Genomic DNA, 20,871 nt, shown 5'->3' on the forward strand with positions numbered 1-20,871 from the left:
ACGACCTCTAAAAACTCTTCGTGACCAGACTAAGTACCTAACCAGTTGGTTTCGCATATTCTGGACGGCGGCTTTTTCCATCCTTCTGCGTTCCAACTCTGGTTGCGTAGCTATGGCTACGCGCCCGTCGTTGCGCCTTGAAGGATGAAAAAATCCACTCGCCAGAATATGCGAAACCAACTGGCCAGGTACTTATGATCAGATACCCAATGAATCCGACATCGAATTCAGGTTCATGCTGTTCAAAAACTCTTCGGCAATGGTTGTCAACTTATCGGACCTCAGCACCAGGGCGTCACTGGCGTTTTGTGCCTGTTGCAAGTAGGCGTCCTTAACAAGTTTCTCTTTCTGTCTAAAGCAACTCATATCAGACATCATGGCAAACAGCTCTTCTGGTGAGGATGGATCATGAGCGCCATAGCAAAAGTTATTGCTGTCATGGTTCATGCGAGAAAGCATGACAGTGTCAAGCCAACAATACGTTAAGCGACCGCCTTTTGACTGTGTCACTTCGTACAGATAATGACTGAAGGCATGTCTGATCGCTTGCTCGCATTTGTTTGTGAAGTCATCAAGAATTTTTTTCTCCTCACCCGACACCTTGAGGGGGGGCAGAGTCTGATTGGCTTTTTCCAATATCTGCTTAAACTCCGGCCTGTTCTCTGCTTTTCGTTGCAGCAGGGCTTGAACCTTTTCCTTAATTGCAATTTCGCCCCAGTCGGGGCAACCGATTATAATCACCGGACGGTCTTTATCCCTGCTCGAGTTTAACTGTGGAAAAGCAGGCAGTTGCACCAGCATTCGTTCTATATTCGGAATGCCCTCAGGATTGTTCGTCCAGACGTCTTCTATAGAATGATGGGCAATTTGATTTTCAAGGGATGACGAAAACCCGTCATGGCAATGAGTGACGAACAAGGTATCAGGTTTTTGCCTATGGTAGTGTTCATAATTCAAACGCCACGCACTACCGTGTTTTTCCCCGGACAACAATGCGTCATACCACTTTCTCAGACAATGGGTGGCTTTAACCTTCAGTTCATCGATGCCTTCCAGAGCTTCCAATAGCTCATGATGTCCACGTGCATCGATAATATTGCTGTGATAATCTGGCACTGGATCCAGCCAACCCGATTCCATGGCTTTAAGGGCAAAGTGAATAACCGAAGGTTTGGTCCGTTCGCTCTGACGCAATATAGACACCATTGAACTCAACCACTTGTTAGGATTTGCTCCGCCCTGAATAATCATTCTTGAGTACAATGACTCGAGTTGTTCAGTGACCTTATCTTCATCATTGTCGAGCAAGATTTGTATGACTGCCTCCGACATCGGTTCATAGTCGCGATTCCTCCTGTACCATTCCCAATCGTCGACTTGCACAGAATCGAATTCATACCTCGCGTCTATGAGGCGTTTTAACGGAGCCTTCGACATCGGTTTATCATTATGACTTTTACTGTTCTCATCCTGATCGTCGCGAGTCACAGTACCGAGCAAATTCATCTCGTCATTGCTCAACGCTTTTGTCTCTGATAACAATGAGACACCCATGGCAAAACTGGTTAAATTTTTTTCTCCCCAAAGTTTTTTTACTATCTCGAAAATGCTTGGAATGCTTTCTGGCAATGCACTGTTTGTCAGAAAATATTTGCTCAGTTTCTCGGGGCTCGTATTCATGGCTTTGGCCAGCGTTTGCTGTTGTGATAAATCTGCCCCTTCCAGGAGATTCTTAATTGTTTTTAACGCAGCACTGGAACTTTGCAACGTTCTGATGCGCTGAAATTTTGGTATCACTTTTGTGTTCTTTGTGGGCGCTCCGCCCAAATCCACTGACAGCCAGGTTTGGCCTCCATCCTCGGAACACTCGGCAAAGGCGTGGGTATTGTTAAACATTTGCCGACATGGAATCTTGAAATAACGGCAAAGAGCGACAAAAACAGGCGCACGATGACGACAACGCCCTTGCCGCTGTGTTACCAGGAATTCAAAGAAATTCTCCCCGCGCTTTGGTTTAGTCACCCCGGAAAACTGCCGGCAATACTCCTTGATTGCCTGAATGCGTTCTGCCGTGTCTTGAGCGTCTGCTATTTTCCGCAAAGGCTCCTGTATTTCGGGTGGTTGTTGGTCAATGTTCGTAAACAGTCCTTTCAGTACTTTTTTCATCCCTTTTGAACAGCGGGTGTGAAACCTTATCGATCGTTTTGAGCGAGCTTCTTTAGCCGATGCTTCCAAGTCCGGTTCTCTGGATTCTACGACATAAGAAATTTGAATACGCTGCCCCTTAGCGTTGGCCTTTGGAATAAACAGCGTGTGAAGCCCGGTATATTTGTCTCTTTTCAGGGTATATGGCAAATCGGGTTCTATACTCAGGGCCACGATATAGTCATTAGGCGTCAGACTGGGCAATTCATATTCACCATCCTTTGATGACATCTTGAGGGTCGCCAGGGTTTGATTGCTGGCTAAGATAACTTCCTGATCACGCCCTGGTAAAGGGTCAGGTGTGAGAGTTTCGACCCCCAGGAAGTGCAGGTCATTAATATCGACCGTTCTAATATTACCCGTGTCAGACACACAAACATCACTTGCCCGCCAACGGTACATATGGGAAGGATGGTGCTGAGTTTTAAAAACTATTTCATCCTTAATTCGTGGCTTCTCCTCGCACTCATAGTCCGTGTCCCGTTCCAGGCCTATGAAATCTTTCTCGGAGAGTTCCTGGATGAATTTTTCATGAGCCTCGTCAGCATTGATGGCTGAGGCTTTGTTAGCATAATCGCTCACCTGCTGGTTGGGCAGATCACTTATCTGTTGCCAAAACGCAGACCCGTGTTGAGCTGCATTGGCGTTCCATGTGCTTATCCGCTGATCAGCTTCCTGAAGACAAGGCTGGGAAGCGGGTAACTTTAGCGTTTGTTCCTCTTCTTCCGTCAGGGGAAATACGCTATTGGCGTCAATGCCCGTCTTGTCAAACTTACGATCAAACCAGCTTTGCTGCCAGTGTCGGTACAGTGCCCGGGTGAGAGCATTGTCCGACGGATCCGGATTCAGGGAAAGACCGGATGCCTGCCATTGTGACTGAGCGACCATCCTGATGATTTCTGTTTTGGTTTTTTTTCCAGTCAGACCAGCCTTGAAACAAATCTCATGGTGTTTTTCATCAATACTGTTGCGATCACTGCGTCGTATCAACCATGGACGACTAATGCCCGATACCCTTTCGTTGAGCCATTTGCAAAGTCCGGAATCAAGTGCTCCTTTACCCATGACAAGAGCCGGTGACTTCGGCAGTTCCTCCAGCGACAGGTTGGCAGCCATCAGGTAAAGCCGGTAGTGCTGATTGAGGCATTGATGAAGTGCTTTTTCGCTAAAATTGCCTCCTGTTCTGACAGCCATTGCGACATTCTGTAAATCGCGACAGGTGAGCTGTAACGGCAGGTTTTTTCGTTGCAAGCAGGCCCTTAAACGACAATGTTTTTCAGTCAGCCATGCAGCGACGAATTTTCCTTTTGGGGAGTCTGGCAACACTTTCCCGGCAATGTTCTGCAATTCTGCCGAGTTATACTGGCGGATCGGCAAATGTCTGAAACGTCCTTTCAGCGCCGGTGATAAGGGTTTTCGCCCGCTGTACTCAGGCGGGTTGATGGTGGCAAACAGGTGGAAACCCGGATGGGCGTCACCGGCCAGAATATCGTTTAACTCACCTTCCAGATGCTGGCTGTCGATCAGATTCATCTCCGAAATCACCACGATGCCGCCTTCCACTTTTGCTTTCTGGATCGCTTCACACACTTTATCCCAGGAACAATCACAGGCATTCAGGAGATAAACCTCTGGTATGGATTCTTGCCGTTGCCTGGCCTGCTGTCTGACACTTTCAATCATCAGGTTCAGCGTGGCATCCTTACCCCGCCCGGCTGGGCCTTCAATCAACGTCGCTTGTCGTCCACCGTGTTTTCTGTTGTGATGATTAGCCTGCTGAGAGCGGCTTAAATCCTGTCCCAGCCGTTGCACCAGTTCAATGACTGCCGATCCGGAGGTATCAAACTCAGGTTGGAATTTTTTGGTGTATGCTTCGAAGTCTCGCTGAATATCTGGCAGGGTGTAGTTATGAACTTTGTCGCGCAGGGTGTTGTCCGGGTGGTAACGGGCAGCAAACCAGATTTCCAGTGCCGAAAGGGCATCCTGTTGAGTCTCGCTGATTTCGGGACCCAGTACATCCCGAAAACTTTGCTGGATCAAACTGTTCACTTGCTCACAGCTAACACTGTCGCCTTCCGACAACGCACGATCCATATACCAACCCACCCAGCTACAGATGTCGGTTAAATCCCTGGGGGTAAACTCATGCTCGGGCAACAGCTCCTGATAATATTGCCACAGAGCCATCAGGCTCTTGGTGGCACTGTGTGCAATGTCGTTTATTTGCTGCTCCGGCAGATGCCGTTGTGATAAATGATTGACCAGAGCCGGTTCCACCACCCTGTCCTCAAGGAAAGCCTGATCCAGGCGTGGGTAATAAGCCCTGGGCAGTTTCTCTTTCAGGGCCGGATCGAGCTGGCGCCCGGAGTAATGATCCGAATTGCCGGTGAGAATCACCCGGTGTTTTGGGCTGACCGGAACAGGGTGACCATTGACATAGATGCAAGGCTTTGGCTCCCATAAGCCGTTCAATGACGCCAGTAATCCGGTTTTAGCCAGGTTGGCTTCATCCAGAACCAGAGTAATGTATTCTCCATCTGTGTCCTGTGGGATAGTAGCCCATTCCATCAGAGTCCGGTTTTGTTGCATCATAGAACGGTCGCCATCGGTTTGCTCCCGCCACTGCCAGCGTTTCATCAGGGTCTGTTCGCTGTCGGAAGGTCCAAGGGAAATGACCTTAGCCTGTCCTGAAGCCTCTGCCATCTTTGCTGAAAAGTAACTTTTCCCGGTGCCGGTTTCTCCCTGCAGAAATATAACGGGAGAGTCCGTAAGCCGGTCATGAAGTCGCGACAATCGACGACTTTCACGATCTTTCTGACTTATCTTGCCGTGATAAAGATCCCGGGCCAGTGCTGACAGGGGCATATCAGCGGAACCCTGCCATTTCAGTGATTCAGACAGTCGATTTTCAATACGTTCAATGCGCTCTGCCTCAGAATTCGCTGTTCTGGCCATGTGGAAACAATCGGTGGCCAGAGCCTGAATGGCATCGGATCGGATCTGCCCTTGTGACAAAGGTAAATGCCAGCCGCAAGCCAGTGCGTCCTGCAAACGTTTGATCTGTCTTTCTGGCCTGATGGTTAACGATGAATATTGCTCTGTTGCCTTCGGATCGACTTCCAACTGATAGGCTATGGTCTGTCGTTGTTGTTCAGGCGCATGGGCCAGGATCATGGCACAGAGCCTGTCCAGAGCTTTTTTGTCAGCCGATTGTGGAAACGGACTTTTATAGGACAGTTGTAATTCGGTACCTTTAAATACTGCCGGGTCAAAGGCTCGGGCCAGTGGCCACAGGTTCTGCTCCACAAACTCTCTATCCAAATGCCGGGCACTGTTGATGATGGCAGTTAACTGATCCGGGTCTACCGAGGCGGCCTGACCCTCTTGCGGCTTCTGATGAGCATCCGGCGTGTTATCCGGTAACAATTGCCAACAAGCCACTTTCATAAAATCACGCACGGATGGATTTTGCCGGGTGCCATGGGTGATGACGCTATTGATGGCTTTGCGCCAGTGGCGGGGTAAAAGCTGTTGGGACTGGTCCACCTGTTTTGCCCGCCGGGCAGCCAGTATCAGATTATTCAACAACCCTTCGGTGATTTCAGGCAGAGCATTACAAAGGCCAACAGGTACGGTTTTAAACGCTTCGTAAAGTTTATCAAGTGCTTGTTCTGGCACCTCGGTTCGGGCGATACCATGCCTGGAGGCGCAGATACCCCAAAGATCAACCTTGGGACACGGCTTACTCCTGGCAACCATTGCACGAAATACCGAAGACGGGCTTTTTGCAGAATCAGGCCAGAGTATTGTGACATGAGCTTTTGGGTAGGCCTGCAATTGGCCATTCACTAGCAGAGGTTGTCCCACAACCAGAGGTTCCAGAAGCTGCTGAAGCCTTGGATTACTCTCCAGTCCCCGAACAACAACCGGCGTGCCAGCGATTAATGCCTCCTGCAATTTACTCTGAAGTCGTCCAAAATGGGCCTTTTGTTCCGAGGTGATATGGATATTATCAAATAGCTCACTGAAGCTGGTTTGTTCATTGACCTGAATAACCAGAGGTTCTCCCCGCTGATTATTCAGCCAATGACTTGCCTGAGCATGTTGCTGATAAGTGAAGGTATTAAAAGCAGCATGATCTTTAACTTTTTTCTGTGACTGATGGCTCCCGGGCAAAGGATGCTCATCGTTTTCTGTCAATCCCAGGGCTTTCGGTTGCTTTTTCCAATGCGCCACCTGAAGTCGGGGCTCCAGACCAGTCGTTTCGCGAATAGTCTGCAGTGAGCCCAGTAAACAAAACCATTCTGCCTGAGTGAGGGGAGACGTTACGGTGACGGTACCACCTGCCCGAACTTGCTCCAACAGACAGGTGTTAGGGGTGGCATAGCCTCCGGGAGCAATTGCAATGGGGCTCAGCCAATCCGTGATATTATTCTCGTTAATGATGATCGGGTTTCGTGGTGCGTGCTTTTTATCAAGTCCTTTGTCATCTTCTTTATAAGAGTGAGACAGGCTTTGGAACAATGAATGAAGCTCGTCCTTCCCTACCGGCATCTGATAAAACTGAACATTGTCGGGTAACTGACAAATCTTGCCGTTGCTCTCAAAGCTCTGTTGCGCCAACATCTGTCGAATCGTCTGTTCAAAGGCCAGGTCATCCCAGTTGGCGCCTTTCAGAATCACTCGTTGTCCGGCTTTTAATGACTCAAGTCTGCCGGGCAGGTGCTGGATTCGCCCTTTTTCATCCACTCCGGGGCCGCCCAGAAGCAACTGTCGCCAGTGGCTGTGCAGGTGACAGTCAATAACAAGGGTATTGTCGTTATCCATGGTGCTCTCAGCGGGAGAGAATTCAGCCAATACCGGAGGAACACTGTCGATGTTTATTGCCCGGGCATTGCCGGTCTGAGCATCGAAATGCCAGGAATTGCCCGGTCGATTAATTCGCCGCCAGAAGTCAGCACCCGGTGCGCCGGCCGCCAATGCGCCTTCACACCGGCCAACTGCTGCCAACTGTGCAGGGTCTGCCACGACCAATAGAGAAACATGCTTGCCCAGGGGGCGTTTCTTACGGCTGACTTTGTCGTACAGACAGGGGTTATCGGGGTCCAGCAGGTCGTTAAATTTTGGCAGTGCTTCGCTGGCGAGCTTTCGGATATCTATTACCAGGGTAAATGGCTGTGAACCTTCAAACAGTTTGCCCGGATACAGCCTGTGGCGACCATCACCGGAAATGCTCAGTCGGCTCACCAGGTTAGCCTGTGAGAGGTCATCGGGATGAGAAATAAGGGTGACTTCCCGATGTTCATCGCGGGTCTGGGCAACTAAAAGCTGTCGCACCTGATCATTACTGGCGACAAAACGAAAATCGAAGGCGTGAGTAGACTTTTGGAGCGACGAATCCATTGCGGATACGATTCTCGTTTTGTCAGGCAGGCCTCTCGAAGTTGGCGATATATTGAGTCTGGCAGTTACACCAGTGACCTCTGCAATCTCTGGTTTTAAATCCAGCTTTGCTCTTTTGGGTAGTATGCCGCCATCAGGCTTTTCAGTCTTAAAAACAGGGTTGTTTGTTTTTCCATTGATCTGACCATCCATAGCCAATCTCCTCTACTGCTTTCCTTTGAAGGAGTGTTTTGAAACTGTACAGTTGTTTGACCTTGAGATTGGATGAAAGTTCCATTTGGACAGTTGCCTGTAACCATTGAAGCAAGTCAACGACCTCGAAAAACTCTTCGCGACCAGACTATGTTCAGATATCCAATGAGTCCGACATCGAATTCAGGTTCATGCTGCTCAAAAACTCTTTGGCAATGATTGTCAGCTCATCGGACCTCAGTATCAGGGCATCACTGGCGTTGTGTGCCTGTCGTAAGTAGGCGTCTTTAACAAGTTTCTCTCGATGGCTAAAGCTATGAATATCAGACATCATGGCAAACAGCTCCTCTGGTGAGGATGGATCATGAGCGCCATAGTTATAGTTATCGCTGTAACGGATTCTGTGAGAATGGATGAGAGCGTCAACCCAACAATACGTTAAGCGGCCGCCTTTTGACTGTGTCACTTCGTACAGATAATGACTGAAGGCATGTCTGATCGCTTGCTCGCATTTGTTTGTGAAGTCATCAAGAATTTTTTTCTCCTCGTCCGACACCCTGAGGGGGGGCAGAATCTGATTGGCTTTTTCCAATATCTGCTTCAACTCCGGCCTGTTCTCTGCTTTTCGTTGCAGCAGGGCTTGAACCTTTTCCTTAATTGCAATTTCGTCCCATTTGGGGCAACCGATAATAATTGCCGGACGGTGTTTTTCCCTGCCCGAGTTTAACTGTGAAAAAGCAGGCAGTTGCACCAGCATTCGTTCTATATTCGGAATGCCCTCAGGATTGTTCGTCCAGACGTCTTCTATAGAATGATGGGCAATTTGATTTTCAAGGGATGACGAAAACCCGTCATGGCAATGAGTGACGAGCAAGGTATCACGTTCTTGCCTCTGGTAGTGTTCATAATTCAAACGCCACACACTACTGTGTTTTTCCCTGGACAACAATGCGTCATACCACTTTCTCAGACAATGGGTGGCTTTAACCTTCAGTTCATCGATACCTTCCAGAGCTTCCAATAGCTCATGATGTCCACGTGCATCGATAATATCGCTTTGATAATCTGGCACTGGATCCAGCCAACCCGATTCCATGGCTTTAAGGGCAAAGTGAATAACCGAAGGTTTGGTCCGTTCGCTCTGACGCAATATAGACACCATTGAACTCAACCACTTGTTAGGATTTGCTCCGCCCTGAATAATCATTCTTGAGTACAATGACTCGAGTTGTTCAGTGACCTTATCTTCATCATTGTCGAGCAAGATTTGTATGACTGCCTCCGACATCGGTTCATAGTCGCGATTCCTCCTGTACCATTCCCAATCGTCGACTTGCACAGAATCGAATTCATACCTCGCGTCTATGAGGCGTTTTAACGGAGCCTTCGACATCGGTTTATCATTATGACTTTTACTGTTCTCATCCTGATCGTCGCGAGTCACAGTACCGAGCAAATTCATCTCGTCATTGCTCAACGCTTTTGTCTCTGATAACAATGAGACACCCATGGCAAAACTGGTTAAATTTTTTTCTCCCCAAAGTTTTTTTACTATCTCGAAAATGCTTGGAATGCTTTCTGGCAATGCACTGTTTGTCAGAAAATATTTGCTCAGTTTCTCGGGGCTCGTATTCATGGCTTTGGCCAGCGTTTGCTGTTGTGATAAATCTGCCCCTTCCAGGAGATTCTTAATTGTTTTTAACGCAGCACTGGAACTTTGCAACGTTCTGATGCGCTGAAATTTTGGTATCACTTTTGTGTTCTTTGTGGGCGCTCCGCCCAAATCCACTGACAGCCAGGTTTGGCCTCCATCCTCGGAACACTCGGCAAAGGCGTGGGTATTGTTAAACATTTGCCGACATGGAATCTTGAAATAACGGCAAAGAGCGACAAAAACAGGCGCACGATGACGACAACGCCCTTGCCGCTGTGTTACCAGGAATTCAAAGAAATTCTCCCCGCGCTTTGGTTTAGTCACCCCGGAAAACTGCCGGCAATACTCCTTGATTGCCTGAATGCGTTCTGCCGTGTCTTGAGCGTCTGCTATTTTCCGCAAAGGCTCCTGTATTTCGGGTGGTTGTTGGTCAATGTTCGTAAACAGTCCTTTCAGTACTTTTTTCATCCCTTTTGAACAGCGGGTGTGAAACCTTATCGATCGTTTTGAGCGAGCTTCTTTAGCCGATGCTTCCAAGTCCGGTTCTCTGGATTCTACGACATAAGAAATTTGAATACGCTGCCCCTTAGCGTTGGCCTTTGGAATAAACAGCGTGTGAAGCCCGGTATATTTGTCTCTTTTCAGGGTATATGGCAAATCGGGTTCTATACTCAGGGCCACGATATAGTCATTAGGCGTCAGACTGGGCAATTCATATTCACCATCCTTTGATGACATCTTGAGGGTCGCCAGGGTTTGATTGCTGGCTAAGATAACTTCCTGATCACGCCCTGGTAAAGGGTCAGGTGTGAGAGTTTCGACCCCCAGGAAGTGCAGGTCATTAATATCGACCGTTCTAATATTACCCGTGTCAGACACACAAACATCACTTGCCCGCCAACGGTACATATGGGAAGGATGGTGCTGAGTTTTAAAAACTATTTCATCCTTAATTCGTGGCTTCTCCTCGCACTCATAGTCCGTGTCCCGTTCCAGGCCTATGAAATCTTTCTCGGAGAGTTCCTGGATGAATTTTTCATGAGCCTCGTCAGCATTGATGGCTGAGGCTTTGTTAGCATAATCGCTCACCTGCTGGTTGGGCAGATCACTTATCTGTTGCCAAAACGCAGACCCGTGTTGAGCTGCATTGGCGTTCCATGTGCTTATCCGCTGATCAGCTTCCTGAAGACAAGGCTGGGAAGCGGGTAACTTTAGCGTTTGTTCCTCTTCTTCCGTCAGGGGAAATACGCTATTGGCGTCAATGCCCGTCTTGTCAAACTTACGATCAAACCAGCTTTGCTGCCAGTGTCGGTACAGTGCCCGGGTGAGAGCATTGTCCGACGGATCCGGATTCAGGGAAAGACCGGATGCCTGCCATTGTGACTGAGCGACCATCCTGATGATTTCTGTTTTGGTTTTTTTTCCAGTCAGACCAGCCTTGAAACAAATCTCATGGTGTTTTTCATCAATACTGTTGCGATCACTGCGTCGTATCAACCATGGACGACTAATGCCCGATACCCTTTCGTTGAGCCATTTGCAAAGTCCGGAATCAAGTGCTCCTTTACCCATGACAAGAGCCGGTGACTTCGGCAGTTCCTCCAGCGACAGGTTGGCAGCCATCAGGTAAAGCCGGTAGTGCTGATTGAGGCATTGATGAAGTGCTTTTTCGCTAAAATTGCCTCCTGTTCTGACAGCCATTGCGACATTCTGTAAATCGCGACAGGTGAGCTGTAACGGCAGGTTTTTTCGTTGCAAGCAGGCCCTTAAACGACAATGTTTTTCAGTCAGCCATGCAGCGACGAATTTTCCTTTTGGGGAGTCTGGCAACACTTTCCCGGCAATGTTCTGCAATTCTGCCGAGTTATACTGGCGGATCGGCAAATGTCTGAAACGTCCTTTCAGCGCCGGTGATAAGGGTTTTCGCCCGCTGTACTCAGGCGGGTTGATGGTGGCAAACAGGTGGAAACCCGGATGGGCGTCACCGGCCAGAATATCGTTTAACTCACCTTCCAGATGCTGGCTGTCGATCAGATTCATCTCCGAAATCACCACGATGCCGCCTTCCACTTTTGCTTTCTGGATCGCTTCACACACTTTATCCCAGGAACAATCACAGGCATTCAGGAGATAAACCTCTGGTATGGATTCTTGCCGTTGCCTGGCCTGCTGTCTGACACTTTCAATCATCAGGTTCAGCGTGGCATCCTTACCCCGCCCGGCTGGGCCTTCAATCAACGTCGCTTGTCGTCCACCGTGTTTTCTGTTGTGATGATTAGCCTGCTGAGAGCGGCTTAAATCCTGTCCCAGCCGTTGCACCAGTTCAATGACTGCCGATCCGGAGGTATCAAACTCAGGTTGGAATTTTTTGGTGTATGCTTCGAAGTCTCGCTGAATATCTGGCAGGGTGTAGTTATGAACTTTGTCGCGCAGGGTGTTGTCCGGGTGGTAACGGGCAGCAAACCAGATTTCCAGTGCCGAAAGGGCATCCTGTTGAGTCTCGCTGATTTCGGGACCCAGTACATCCCGAAAACTTTGCTGGATCAAACTGTTCACTTGCTCACAGCTAACACTGTCGCCTTCCGACAACGCACGATCCATATACCAACCCACCCAGCTACAGATGTCGGTTAAATCCCTGGGGGTAAACTCATGCTCGGGCAACAGCTCCTGATAATATTGCCACAGAGCCATCAGGCTCTTGGTGGCACTGTGTGCAATGTCGTTTATTTGCTGCTCCGGCAGATGCCGTTGTGATAAATGATTGACCAGAGCCGGTTCCACCACCCTGTCCTCAAGGAAAGCCTGATCCAGGCGTGGGTAATAAGCCCTGGGCAGTTTCTCTTTCAGGGCCGGATCGAGCTGGCGCCCGGAGTAATGATCCGAATTGCCGGTGAGAATCACCCGGTGTTTTGGGCTGACCGGAACAGGGTGACCATTGACATAGATGCAAGGCTTTGGCTCCCATAAGCCGTTCAATGACGCCAGTAATCCGGTTTTAGCCAGGTTGGCTTCATCCAGAACCAGAGTAATGTATTCTCCATCTGTGTCCTGTGGGATAGTAGCCCATTCCATCAGAGTCCGGTTTTGTTGCATCATAGAACGGTCGCCATCGGTTTGCTCCCGCCACTGCCAGCGTTTCATCAGGGTCTGTTCGCTGTCGGAAGGTCCAAGGGAAATGACCTTAGCCTGTCCTGAAGCCTCTGCCATCTTTGCTGAAAAGTAACTTTTCCCGGTGCCGGTTTCTCCCTGCAGAAATATAACGGGAGAGTCCGTAAGCCGGTCATGAAGTCGCGACAATCGACGACTTTCACGATCTTTCTGACTTATCTTGCCGTGATAAAGATCCCGGGCCAGTGCTGACAGGGGCATATCAGCGGAACCCTGCCACTTCAGTGATTCAGACAGCCTATTTTCAATGCGTTCAATGCGCTCTGCCTCGGAATTCGTTGTTCTGGCCATGTGGAAACAATCGGTGGCCAGAGCCTGAATGGCATCGGATCGGATCTGCCCTTGTGACAAAGGTAAATGCCAGCCGCAAGCCAGTGCGTCCTGCAAACGTTTGATCTGTCTTTCTGGCCTGATGGTTAACGATGAATATTGCTCTGTTGCCTTCGGATCGACTTCCAACTGATAGGCTATGGTCTGTCGTTGTTGTTCAGGCGCATGGGCCAGGATCATGGCACAGAGCCTGTCCAGAGCTTTTTTGTCAGTCGATTCCGGAAACGGATTTTTATAGGACAGTTGTAATTCGGTACCTTTAAATACTGCCGGGTCAAAGGCTCGGGCCAATGGCCATAGGTTCTGCTCCACAAACTCTCTATCCAAATGCCGGGCACTGTTGATGATGGCAGTTAACTGATCCGGGTCTACCGAGGCGGCCTGAGTCTCTTGCGGCTTCTGATGAGCATCCGGCGTGTTATCCGGTAACAATTGCCAACAAGCCACTTTCATAAAATCACGCACGGATGGATTTTGCCGGGTGCCATGGGTGATGACGCTATTGATGGCTTTGCGCCAGTGGCGGGGTAAAAGCTGTTGGGACTGGTCCACCTGTTTTGCCCGCCGGGCAGCCAGTATCAGATTATTCAACAACCCTTCGGTGGTTTCAGGCAGAGCATTACAAAGGCCAACAGGTACGGTTTTAAACGCTTCGTAAAGTTTATCAAGTGCTTGTTCTGGCACCTCGGTTCGGGCGATACCATGCCTGGAGGCGCTGATACCCCAAAGATCAACCTTGGGACACGGCTTACTCCTGGCAACCATTGCACGAAATACCGAAGACGGGCTTTTTGCAGAATCAGGCCAGAGTATTGTGACATGAGCTTTTGGGTAGGCCTGCAATTGGCCATTCACTAGCAGAGGTTGTCCCACAACCAGAGGTTCCAGAAGCTGCTGAAGCCTTGGATTACTCTCCAGTCCCCGAACAACAACCGGCGTGCCAGCGATTAATGCCTCCTGCAATTTACTCTGAAGTCGTCCAAAATGGGCCTTTTGTTCCGAGGTGATATGGATATTATCAAATAGCTCACTGAAGCTGGTTTTTTCATTGACCTGAATAACCAGAGGTTCTCCCCGCTGATTATTCAGCCAATGACTTGCCTGAGCATGTTGCTGATAAGTGAAGGTATTAAAAGCAGCATGATCTTTAACTTTTTTCTGTGACTGATGGCTCCCGGGCAAAGGATGCTCATCGTTTTCTGTCAATCCCAGGGCTTTCGGTTGCTTTTTCCAATGCGCCACCTGAAGTCGGGGCTCCAGACCAGTCGTTTCGCGAATAGTCTGCAGTGAGCCCAGTAAACAAAACCATTCTGCCTGAGTGAGGGGAGACGTTACGGTGACGGTACCACCTGCCCGAACTTGCTCCAACAGACAGGTGTTAGGGGTGGCATAGCCTCCGGGAGCAATTGCAATGGGGCTCAGCCAATCCGTGATATTATTCTCGTTAATGATGATCGGGTTTCGTGGTGCGTGCTTTTTATCAAGTCCTTTGTCATCTTCTTTATAAGAGTGAGACAGGCTTTGGAACAATGAATGAAGCTCGTCCTTCCCTACCGGCATCTGATAAAACTGAACATTGTCGGGTAACTGACAAATCTTGCCGTTGCTCTCAAAGCTCTGTTGCGCCAACATCTGTCGAATCGTCTGTTCAAAGGCCAGATCATCCCAGTTGGCGCCTTTCAGAATCACTCGTTGTCCGGCTTTTAATGACTCAAGTCTGCCGGGCAGGTGCTGGATTCGCCCTTTTTCATCCACTCCGGGGCCGCCCAGAAGCAACTGTCGCCAGTGGCTGTGCAGGTGACAGTCAATAACAAGGGTATTGTCGTTATCCATGGTGCTCTCAGCGGGAGAGAATTCAGCCAATACCGGAGGAACACTGTCGATGTTTATTGCCCGGGCATTGCCGGTCTGAGCATCGAAATGCCAGGAATTGCCCGGTCGATTAATTCGCCGCCAGAAATCAGCCCCCGGAGCGCCGGCCGCCGGAGCGCTTTCACAATGGCCAACTGATGCCAACTGTGCAGGGTCTGCCACGACCAATAGAGAAACATGCTTGCCCAGGGGGCGTTTCTTACGGCTGACTTTGTCGTACAGACAGGGGTTATCGGGGTCCAGCAGGTCGTTAAATTTTGGCAGTGCTTCGCTGGCGAGCTTTCGGATATCTATTACCAGGGTAAATGGCTGTGAACCTTCAAACAGTTTGCCCGGATACAGCCTGTGGCGACCATCACCGGAAATGCTCATTCGGCTCACCAGGTTAGCCTGTGAGAGGTCATCGGGATGAGAAATAAGGGTGACCTCCCGATGTTCATCGCGGGTCTGGGCAACTAAAAGCTGTCGCACCTGATCATTACTGGCGACAAAACGAAAATCGAAGGCGTGAGGGGGCCTTTGAGTCGCGGAGTCCTTTGAAGATACGGTTCTCACTCTGTCCGGCGACGCAACCGGAGGTGCCGATCCATTGAGTTTGGGCGTTACACCAGGGCAGACATCCGTATTTTTTGACGATAAATACAGACTTGCTCCCCTGGCTGGCATGCCACCATCAGGAACGGGGTAATTTATTTTCTCACCAATACGACCATCCATAGTCAATCTTCCTCCCTACAGTCATTTGCAGGAATAAATTAAAGCTGTTTAATTATTTGACCTTAAGAAAGTACTAAAGTTCCGTTTTGATGATTATCCCTGGTGAGGAAAGAAAGTCAGCGGAGAAGAAAGTCAGCGATCTCAAAAAACGCATCATGAACTGGTATCCCAGTGCTGACGGGCAGCGTAGCTGACCCCGTCAAGCGAGTTCGTTATGCGCGTTCTATTTTTTGTCCGTGTACATGTCGTTTGTCAGGAGATGGTTTTACTTGTTATAAGGTTGCACCAGTTATTTGATGTAATGCTGCTTGCGTCAAAAAATCACTTCGATCTTTGTACTTTCCACCACTCTTAACGATTTGATCTATATGAGCAATAAGAAGATCAGACATGCTGACATTGATTCTTTTTTGCTTTCCCAGAACTTCATCTACTTCAATATCTATAAAAGCCCATTCGGTAAAATCTTCATAATCAGGATTATTCGAATAATCTTGTTTGTTTGATAATGCAATTTGAGATAGATCTAATTCTCCATTAAGAGCCATCTCTTCCATAACTGTAAATGCGGCATCTTTTGCATTTTTTACAATATCATCAAACTCATCAGCTGAAGAATAGGCTGAGTATTTATCATTGCACAGAGCAGGAATTACAATACCATAGGCTGTGTTATTGTCTTCCGCTTTTTCTATACCAATTTTAAATAACATGTCTTGCCTCACATTAATATAATTTCTTTATCGATTCTGAGGGGGAGATCACTCCCCTGCCCATTTCAGCAACTTTGTTACAAGCCCCTTTCCAAGTTTCCTTTTCGGATGAGGAACGGAAGTTCTTTTCCCTTCCTTGTTTATCCATATCTCATGAGAGCCTTTGCCTTGCCTTAAGAACCTGCAACCCCTGGCTTCAAGTTCTTTTCTTAGTTCGTCCGAAGTCATTCGACCTCCCTAAACTTGCATAACAGAAGTATATGCATGCATACACACCACAAGCAAACCTTTCCATACACAGTTATGTGCAAAGAGCTTTTTATTTTTAATTTCAGCGCTTTTCACCTTCGAAAACACATAAAATATTACTCTTAGGAATCATACTTTAGACCCTTGTATATTTTCTCCAGGTTGTGTGCTTTTCTTAAGTCTTTATCAACAAGCTTATAAAATGGATATTGCTTATCTATCAGAATAAAATAACTGTCAGGCCTCAATAAGTCATTTGACATAATGCTTAAGTTGTGAGTTGTAAGTATTGTTTGACAACTTGCCTGTATTAACTTTTTGACAACCATTTTTGATAATGAAAAGTGATAATAGGCGTCAAATTCATCAATATAAGCAAAAGTTAACTTATTGCCATCTAATTTAAGCCACCAATAATAGAAGATACCCAGCGACATTGTACCTGTGGAAGCTGCTAATCCAAACTCGATTGCATGATTTTTAAATTCAAAAACAATTCGTTCTTCACTACCTTCCCCAACAGCTTTTAGCTTGCAATCAACTCCAGCAGAATTGAGAAACTCTTCAAAATCAGCTAATTTCCCTGAATCAATAATGGCTTTAGACAACCTTTTATTGTCTAATAATTGACCGTAATAATCGGCATTTTGTGATAGTGTTCTGAAGAAAACCATACCAGAAACAAACTCTATGAATCTCTTAAAAATTTTGGATTCAATATGATTTTTATCAAGAATTGCATTGGATTTTATATACTTAATGGCTGAAATGTTTGTTTCAGATAAATCCTTGTTAAGAGTTTCTGTTCCTAACAGATTTGTTTCTATAAAACTCTCTTCATCACGATTAAAAAAAATAACCACCTTGTCATTTATTTTTAAACTTTCATAAGTTGTAAGCCCAGGAGAATCTTTTCCGTAAGCGTATTCAACTATGTTCTTTCCAAACTTAAATATATAAATAAACTCAGCAATGCTTGATTCTTCATTGTCGCCATTTAAATAATTCATATTTAATGATGGCATAACAGGAATGTCATTAATGTGGCAAGTTAGATCTAAAATAGCCAGCCCCAAATTCGATTTTCCACTACCATTTTGTCCATAAATTATGGAATTTTTAACTATACCGTCTTTAATCGTCTCAGTATTAAATTCATAATTTTTCTTAGTCTCAAGATCGAACTCATACCAATCCTTGAAATTCCTAAACCCCCTTACAGATATTTTTTTAAGCATCACATGCACCATGTATTCATATAACCAATAGAATTCTTGTACTCTAACACATTTCAGAAGACTTGCCGTAAAAAAAATACGGCATTGAGGCGGATTGATGAGAAACATAACCCAGAGCACACGGGCGTCAAAACCGTCCCAGTGATGCGAGTTCGTTAGGTAGTAAGGCTATTTCTGAAGGTGGTTTACGATGATGTCGAGAGTTTCTTCTATTTTGTCAAAACCTTTGCGGTTCTCAGACTGGTAAGCCTCAATTTTACAGTCTTGCCGCTCAAACATGAGCCGGTTCTCTCGCTGGTTTTCGAGCACAATCTTCTGTGTTTCCCCTGTAATCTCGATGAACCGGTACAGAGCTGATAAAAAAAGCGCTTAAATTCACTCAACAGAGAAGAGCCAGCATAATCTGAACAAATAATTTTACGACAATGCACAATTAATAGCCGGGGCAGTGACGCGCTGAGCTTAACAAAAGTCAAAACCAACCTGCATCAGCTATAAAAGCTGCCAGAGAAAAAGCTATTTCCCTTAAACCATACTGAGTGGCTGTCAAATCCGGGCTTCATAATTGTCTTGCATACTGAGCCAGCTTTCAGGTGTGCGGCCCAATACTCTGGAAAGCCTCAGCGCCATCTCTGGTGAAACTGCACTCTTGCCTTTGATAACTCTATTCAAAATAGAAGCGGCTACACCGAGCTGTTCAGCAAGGTAACGGCAACTGACCCCGTGAGGCTCCATGTATACAGACTCAATGAATTCTCCAGGGTGGGGCGGATTGTGCATAGACATTAATGATAATCCTCATAATTAAGGATTTACGCATTGCCATCACGAAATTCGAAGTTAACTCGCCAGTTACCACTTACGCAGCTTATTGCTCAATACGAGTCAAAAGCCAAGTTCTCGAATTTGGTATGGAGCCTAACGCCGCAAACACCGGCGCAGCTATGCTGCCACCGAGTGCTTTGACTTGTTAGGGGCAATGACTTGATAGACACTCTTTGCTACTACTTCAGCTAGTGTGACGGGAACGGCGTTACCAATTTGCCTCATGCACTCACTCCATACTCCGGCAACATGATAATCATCAGGAAATGTTTGAATTCTTGCAGCCTCACGTACGGTGAAATACCTAATTGAATTATCATTAAAGCGAACCATATTTTCCCCGCCGGGGACACCATGATCTCCCGCTTTTAATGTTTTAGAAGGCTCGTCGATGGGACTTCCTGTGTGACCAGGATATGATTTGGCACCATCTTTAAATACATGGTTGTTAAAATCATTCTTTTTTTTAGGCGAAGGTAAATCTCGTATAGCTTCCCTGACAGTAACCCATGGTTTTTCTTCAGGTTGGAATAGCCCGTACTTTTTTTGAAGACGTGAAGCAATTTTCTCTGGGTTTTGATTTAGTTTTGGCCTATCGAATTTAGAAACCTTGAGGCGCTTCCAGTAATCTCCAGTAACCCATTGATCCCATAACAATGCATCTTGAGAGTGAGTAGCCTTGGGAAAACTCCACTCGACATTTAAATCATTACGGAAGCCAACAATGAAAACTCGCTCTCTTTTTTGAGGAACACCATAATCTGCAGCATTCAGAAGTCTGTACACGACATTGTATTTAAGACCTCTATATTTGCCTTTCGTATGAGTTTCTTCGAGTCTCGCTAAATGACTCTCCCAGTCTTCGCCATCTGCCTTAGAGATATTTGGGTAGGATAATTGCAATATTATGTATTCAAAATATGTGCTGAAATTTTTTCTCAGCAATCCCTTAACATTTTCAAATATAAAAGAGTCAGGCCTTGACTCTCTTACTGCTCGAACAGCTTGAGGAAACATATCTCTGTTATCGTTAAACGCCTTGTGCTTTCCACCTAAAGAAAATGGTTGGCAGGGAGGGCCACCTGCAACGAGAGAAAGACTGCCTCTATATTTTTGGAATGATATATTTCTTACATCTTCATGCTGGATATCCCAGCTTTTTATTTGAGCTTGTCCCTCATCATGATTCTTTAACAATGTGTTTACAGCATCTTTATTAAATTCAACGAGCATTTCATGCTTAAAGCCACTGTTTGCCAACCCCAAAGCTAACCCGCCTGCTCCAGAAAATAGCTCGACTGAGTTAGGTTGATTTTTGGACATGATAAATACCTATTTTTTCTTCAACTTTATTCTCATTCGGTGGCGTACCTTTTAGTCGATCAGCCCAAACTCTGCCGGGATGAAGCACGTCCCATTCAGATTTTGCTTGCTCATACCTGCCCTTACCGGGATCATGATTGCCAAACCCATCTATATGAGAGTTCCAAAGAGGATTATACCTGCGAGTCATCGCCGCTTCCACAGTACTTATAAGGTCAGCTTCCTGATCTTGTAACACGATAAACCTGCATGAAAAATCTTCAATCTGAAGATTCTCCGCAGCATTAATGCTTCTCGCGTGCTCGTTTAACCTTCTGTATAAAGCGGAATCATTTTCTTTAAGACTACCCCGACCTTGCCTCCATCCCCGCAGTACTGCTTTACCCACATAAATTGGAAGATCTGGAGTTTTGCTATAGATCTTTCTGTACTGTGGAAAATCCCCTTTGTAATATAGTGCATATACGCCACCGCCTGCGAATTTGACCTCCGGTGGAAGTTTTTCAAACGGCGTATTTATCATAAATTCAACTGCGTCTTCGATAAGCTCTACAAAAGACTCCGACCGATAAATATGTTCTTCTATCTTCATTTACATCCTCAGTTAAAATCTTGGGTAGCCGCTAACACCAGAGCTGACGGGCTGGCAAAGCCAGTCCCCGACAAGCGAGTTGTTTGGTGGCAAGGCTGTTTCTGAAGGTGGTTTACGATGATGGCGAGAGTTTCTTCTATTTTGTCAAAACGTTTGTCGTGCTGGTCAAAACCTTTGCGGTTCTCAGACTGGTAAGCCTCAATTTTACAGTCTTGCCGCTCAAACATGAGCCGGTTCTCTCGCTGGTTTTCGAGCACAATCTTCTGTGTTTCCCCAGTAATCTCGATGAACCGGTGTACAGCGTTATCCCGCGATTCAAAATGGGATTCAAGTTTCTCTACACGATGTTCCAGTGACATACTGCACCGTTATCATTTGTTGTAGGAG

Annotated in this window: 9 protein-coding genes; all 9 read right to left on the reverse strand. The window is 46.9% G+C overall.

The window, feature by feature from the left end:
• Window positions 1–198: 198 nt before the first annotated feature.
• Window positions 199–7,800, reverse strand: a complete 7,602-nt coding sequence (locus ACOMHB_RS22665; RefSeq protein WP_448218319.1) for an AAA family ATPase — start codon at window positions 7,798–7,800, stop codon at window positions 199–201.
• Between the two features lie 154 nt (window positions 7,801–7,954).
• On the reverse strand, window positions 7,955–15,544 hold the full coding sequence (locus ACOMHB_RS22670) for an AAA family ATPase (RefSeq protein WP_448218320.1): 7,590 nt from the start codon (window positions 15,542–15,544) through the stop codon (window positions 7,955–7,957).
• A 272-nt stretch (window positions 15,545–15,816) separates the two neighbouring features.
• Window positions 15,817–16,257 carry a type II toxin-antitoxin system HicB family antitoxin gene (locus tag ACOMHB_RS22675; RefSeq protein WP_448218321.1) on the reverse strand — a complete coding sequence of 147 codons (441 nt, stop codon included), beginning with the start codon at window positions 16,255–16,257 and terminating at the stop codon, window positions 15,817–15,819.
• Between the two features lie 48 nt (window positions 16,258–16,305).
• On the reverse strand, window positions 16,306–16,485 hold the full coding sequence (locus ACOMHB_RS22680; protein ID WP_422135406.1) for a type II toxin-antitoxin system HicA family toxin: 180 nt from the start codon (window positions 16,483–16,485) through the stop codon (window positions 16,306–16,308).
• Between the two features lie 143 nt (window positions 16,486–16,628).
• Window positions 16,629–17,744, reverse strand: coding sequence for an AAA family ATPase (locus ACOMHB_RS22685; RefSeq protein ID WP_448218322.1), 1,116 nt, complete (start codon window positions 17,742–17,744; stop codon window positions 16,629–16,631).
• Between the two features lie 546 nt (window positions 17,745–18,290).
• A complete protein-coding gene (locus ACOMHB_RS22690; protein ID WP_448218323.1) occupies window positions 18,291–18,530 on the reverse strand; it encodes a HigA family addiction module antitoxin in 240 nt (79 codons plus the stop codon).
• Between the two features lie 156 nt (window positions 18,531–18,686).
• Window positions 18,687–19,892 (reverse strand): DNA cytosine methyltransferase, encoded by a 1,206-nt coding sequence (locus tag ACOMHB_RS22695; RefSeq protein WP_448218324.1) that lies wholly within the window; start codon window positions 19,890–19,892, stop codon window positions 18,687–18,689.
• The gene (locus tag ACOMHB_RS22700) at window positions 19,873–20,484 is read right to left on the reverse strand and encodes an Eco29kI family restriction endonuclease (RefSeq protein WP_448218325.1); all 612 of its coding nucleotides are present in this window, start codon (window positions 20,482–20,484) and stop codon (window positions 19,873–19,875) included. Before ACOMHB_RS22700 ends, ACOMHB_RS22695 begins: the two co-directional genes overlap by 20 nt.
• 8 nt (window positions 20,485–20,492) lie before the next feature.
• On the reverse strand, window positions 20,493–20,843 hold the full coding sequence (locus tag ACOMHB_RS22705; protein WP_448218326.1) for a hypothetical protein: 351 nt from the start codon (window positions 20,841–20,843) through the stop codon (window positions 20,493–20,495).
• Window positions 20,844–20,871 lie beyond the last annotated feature (28 nt).

The sequence above is a fragment of the Endozoicomonas sp. 2B-B genome (assembly GCF_053470045.1).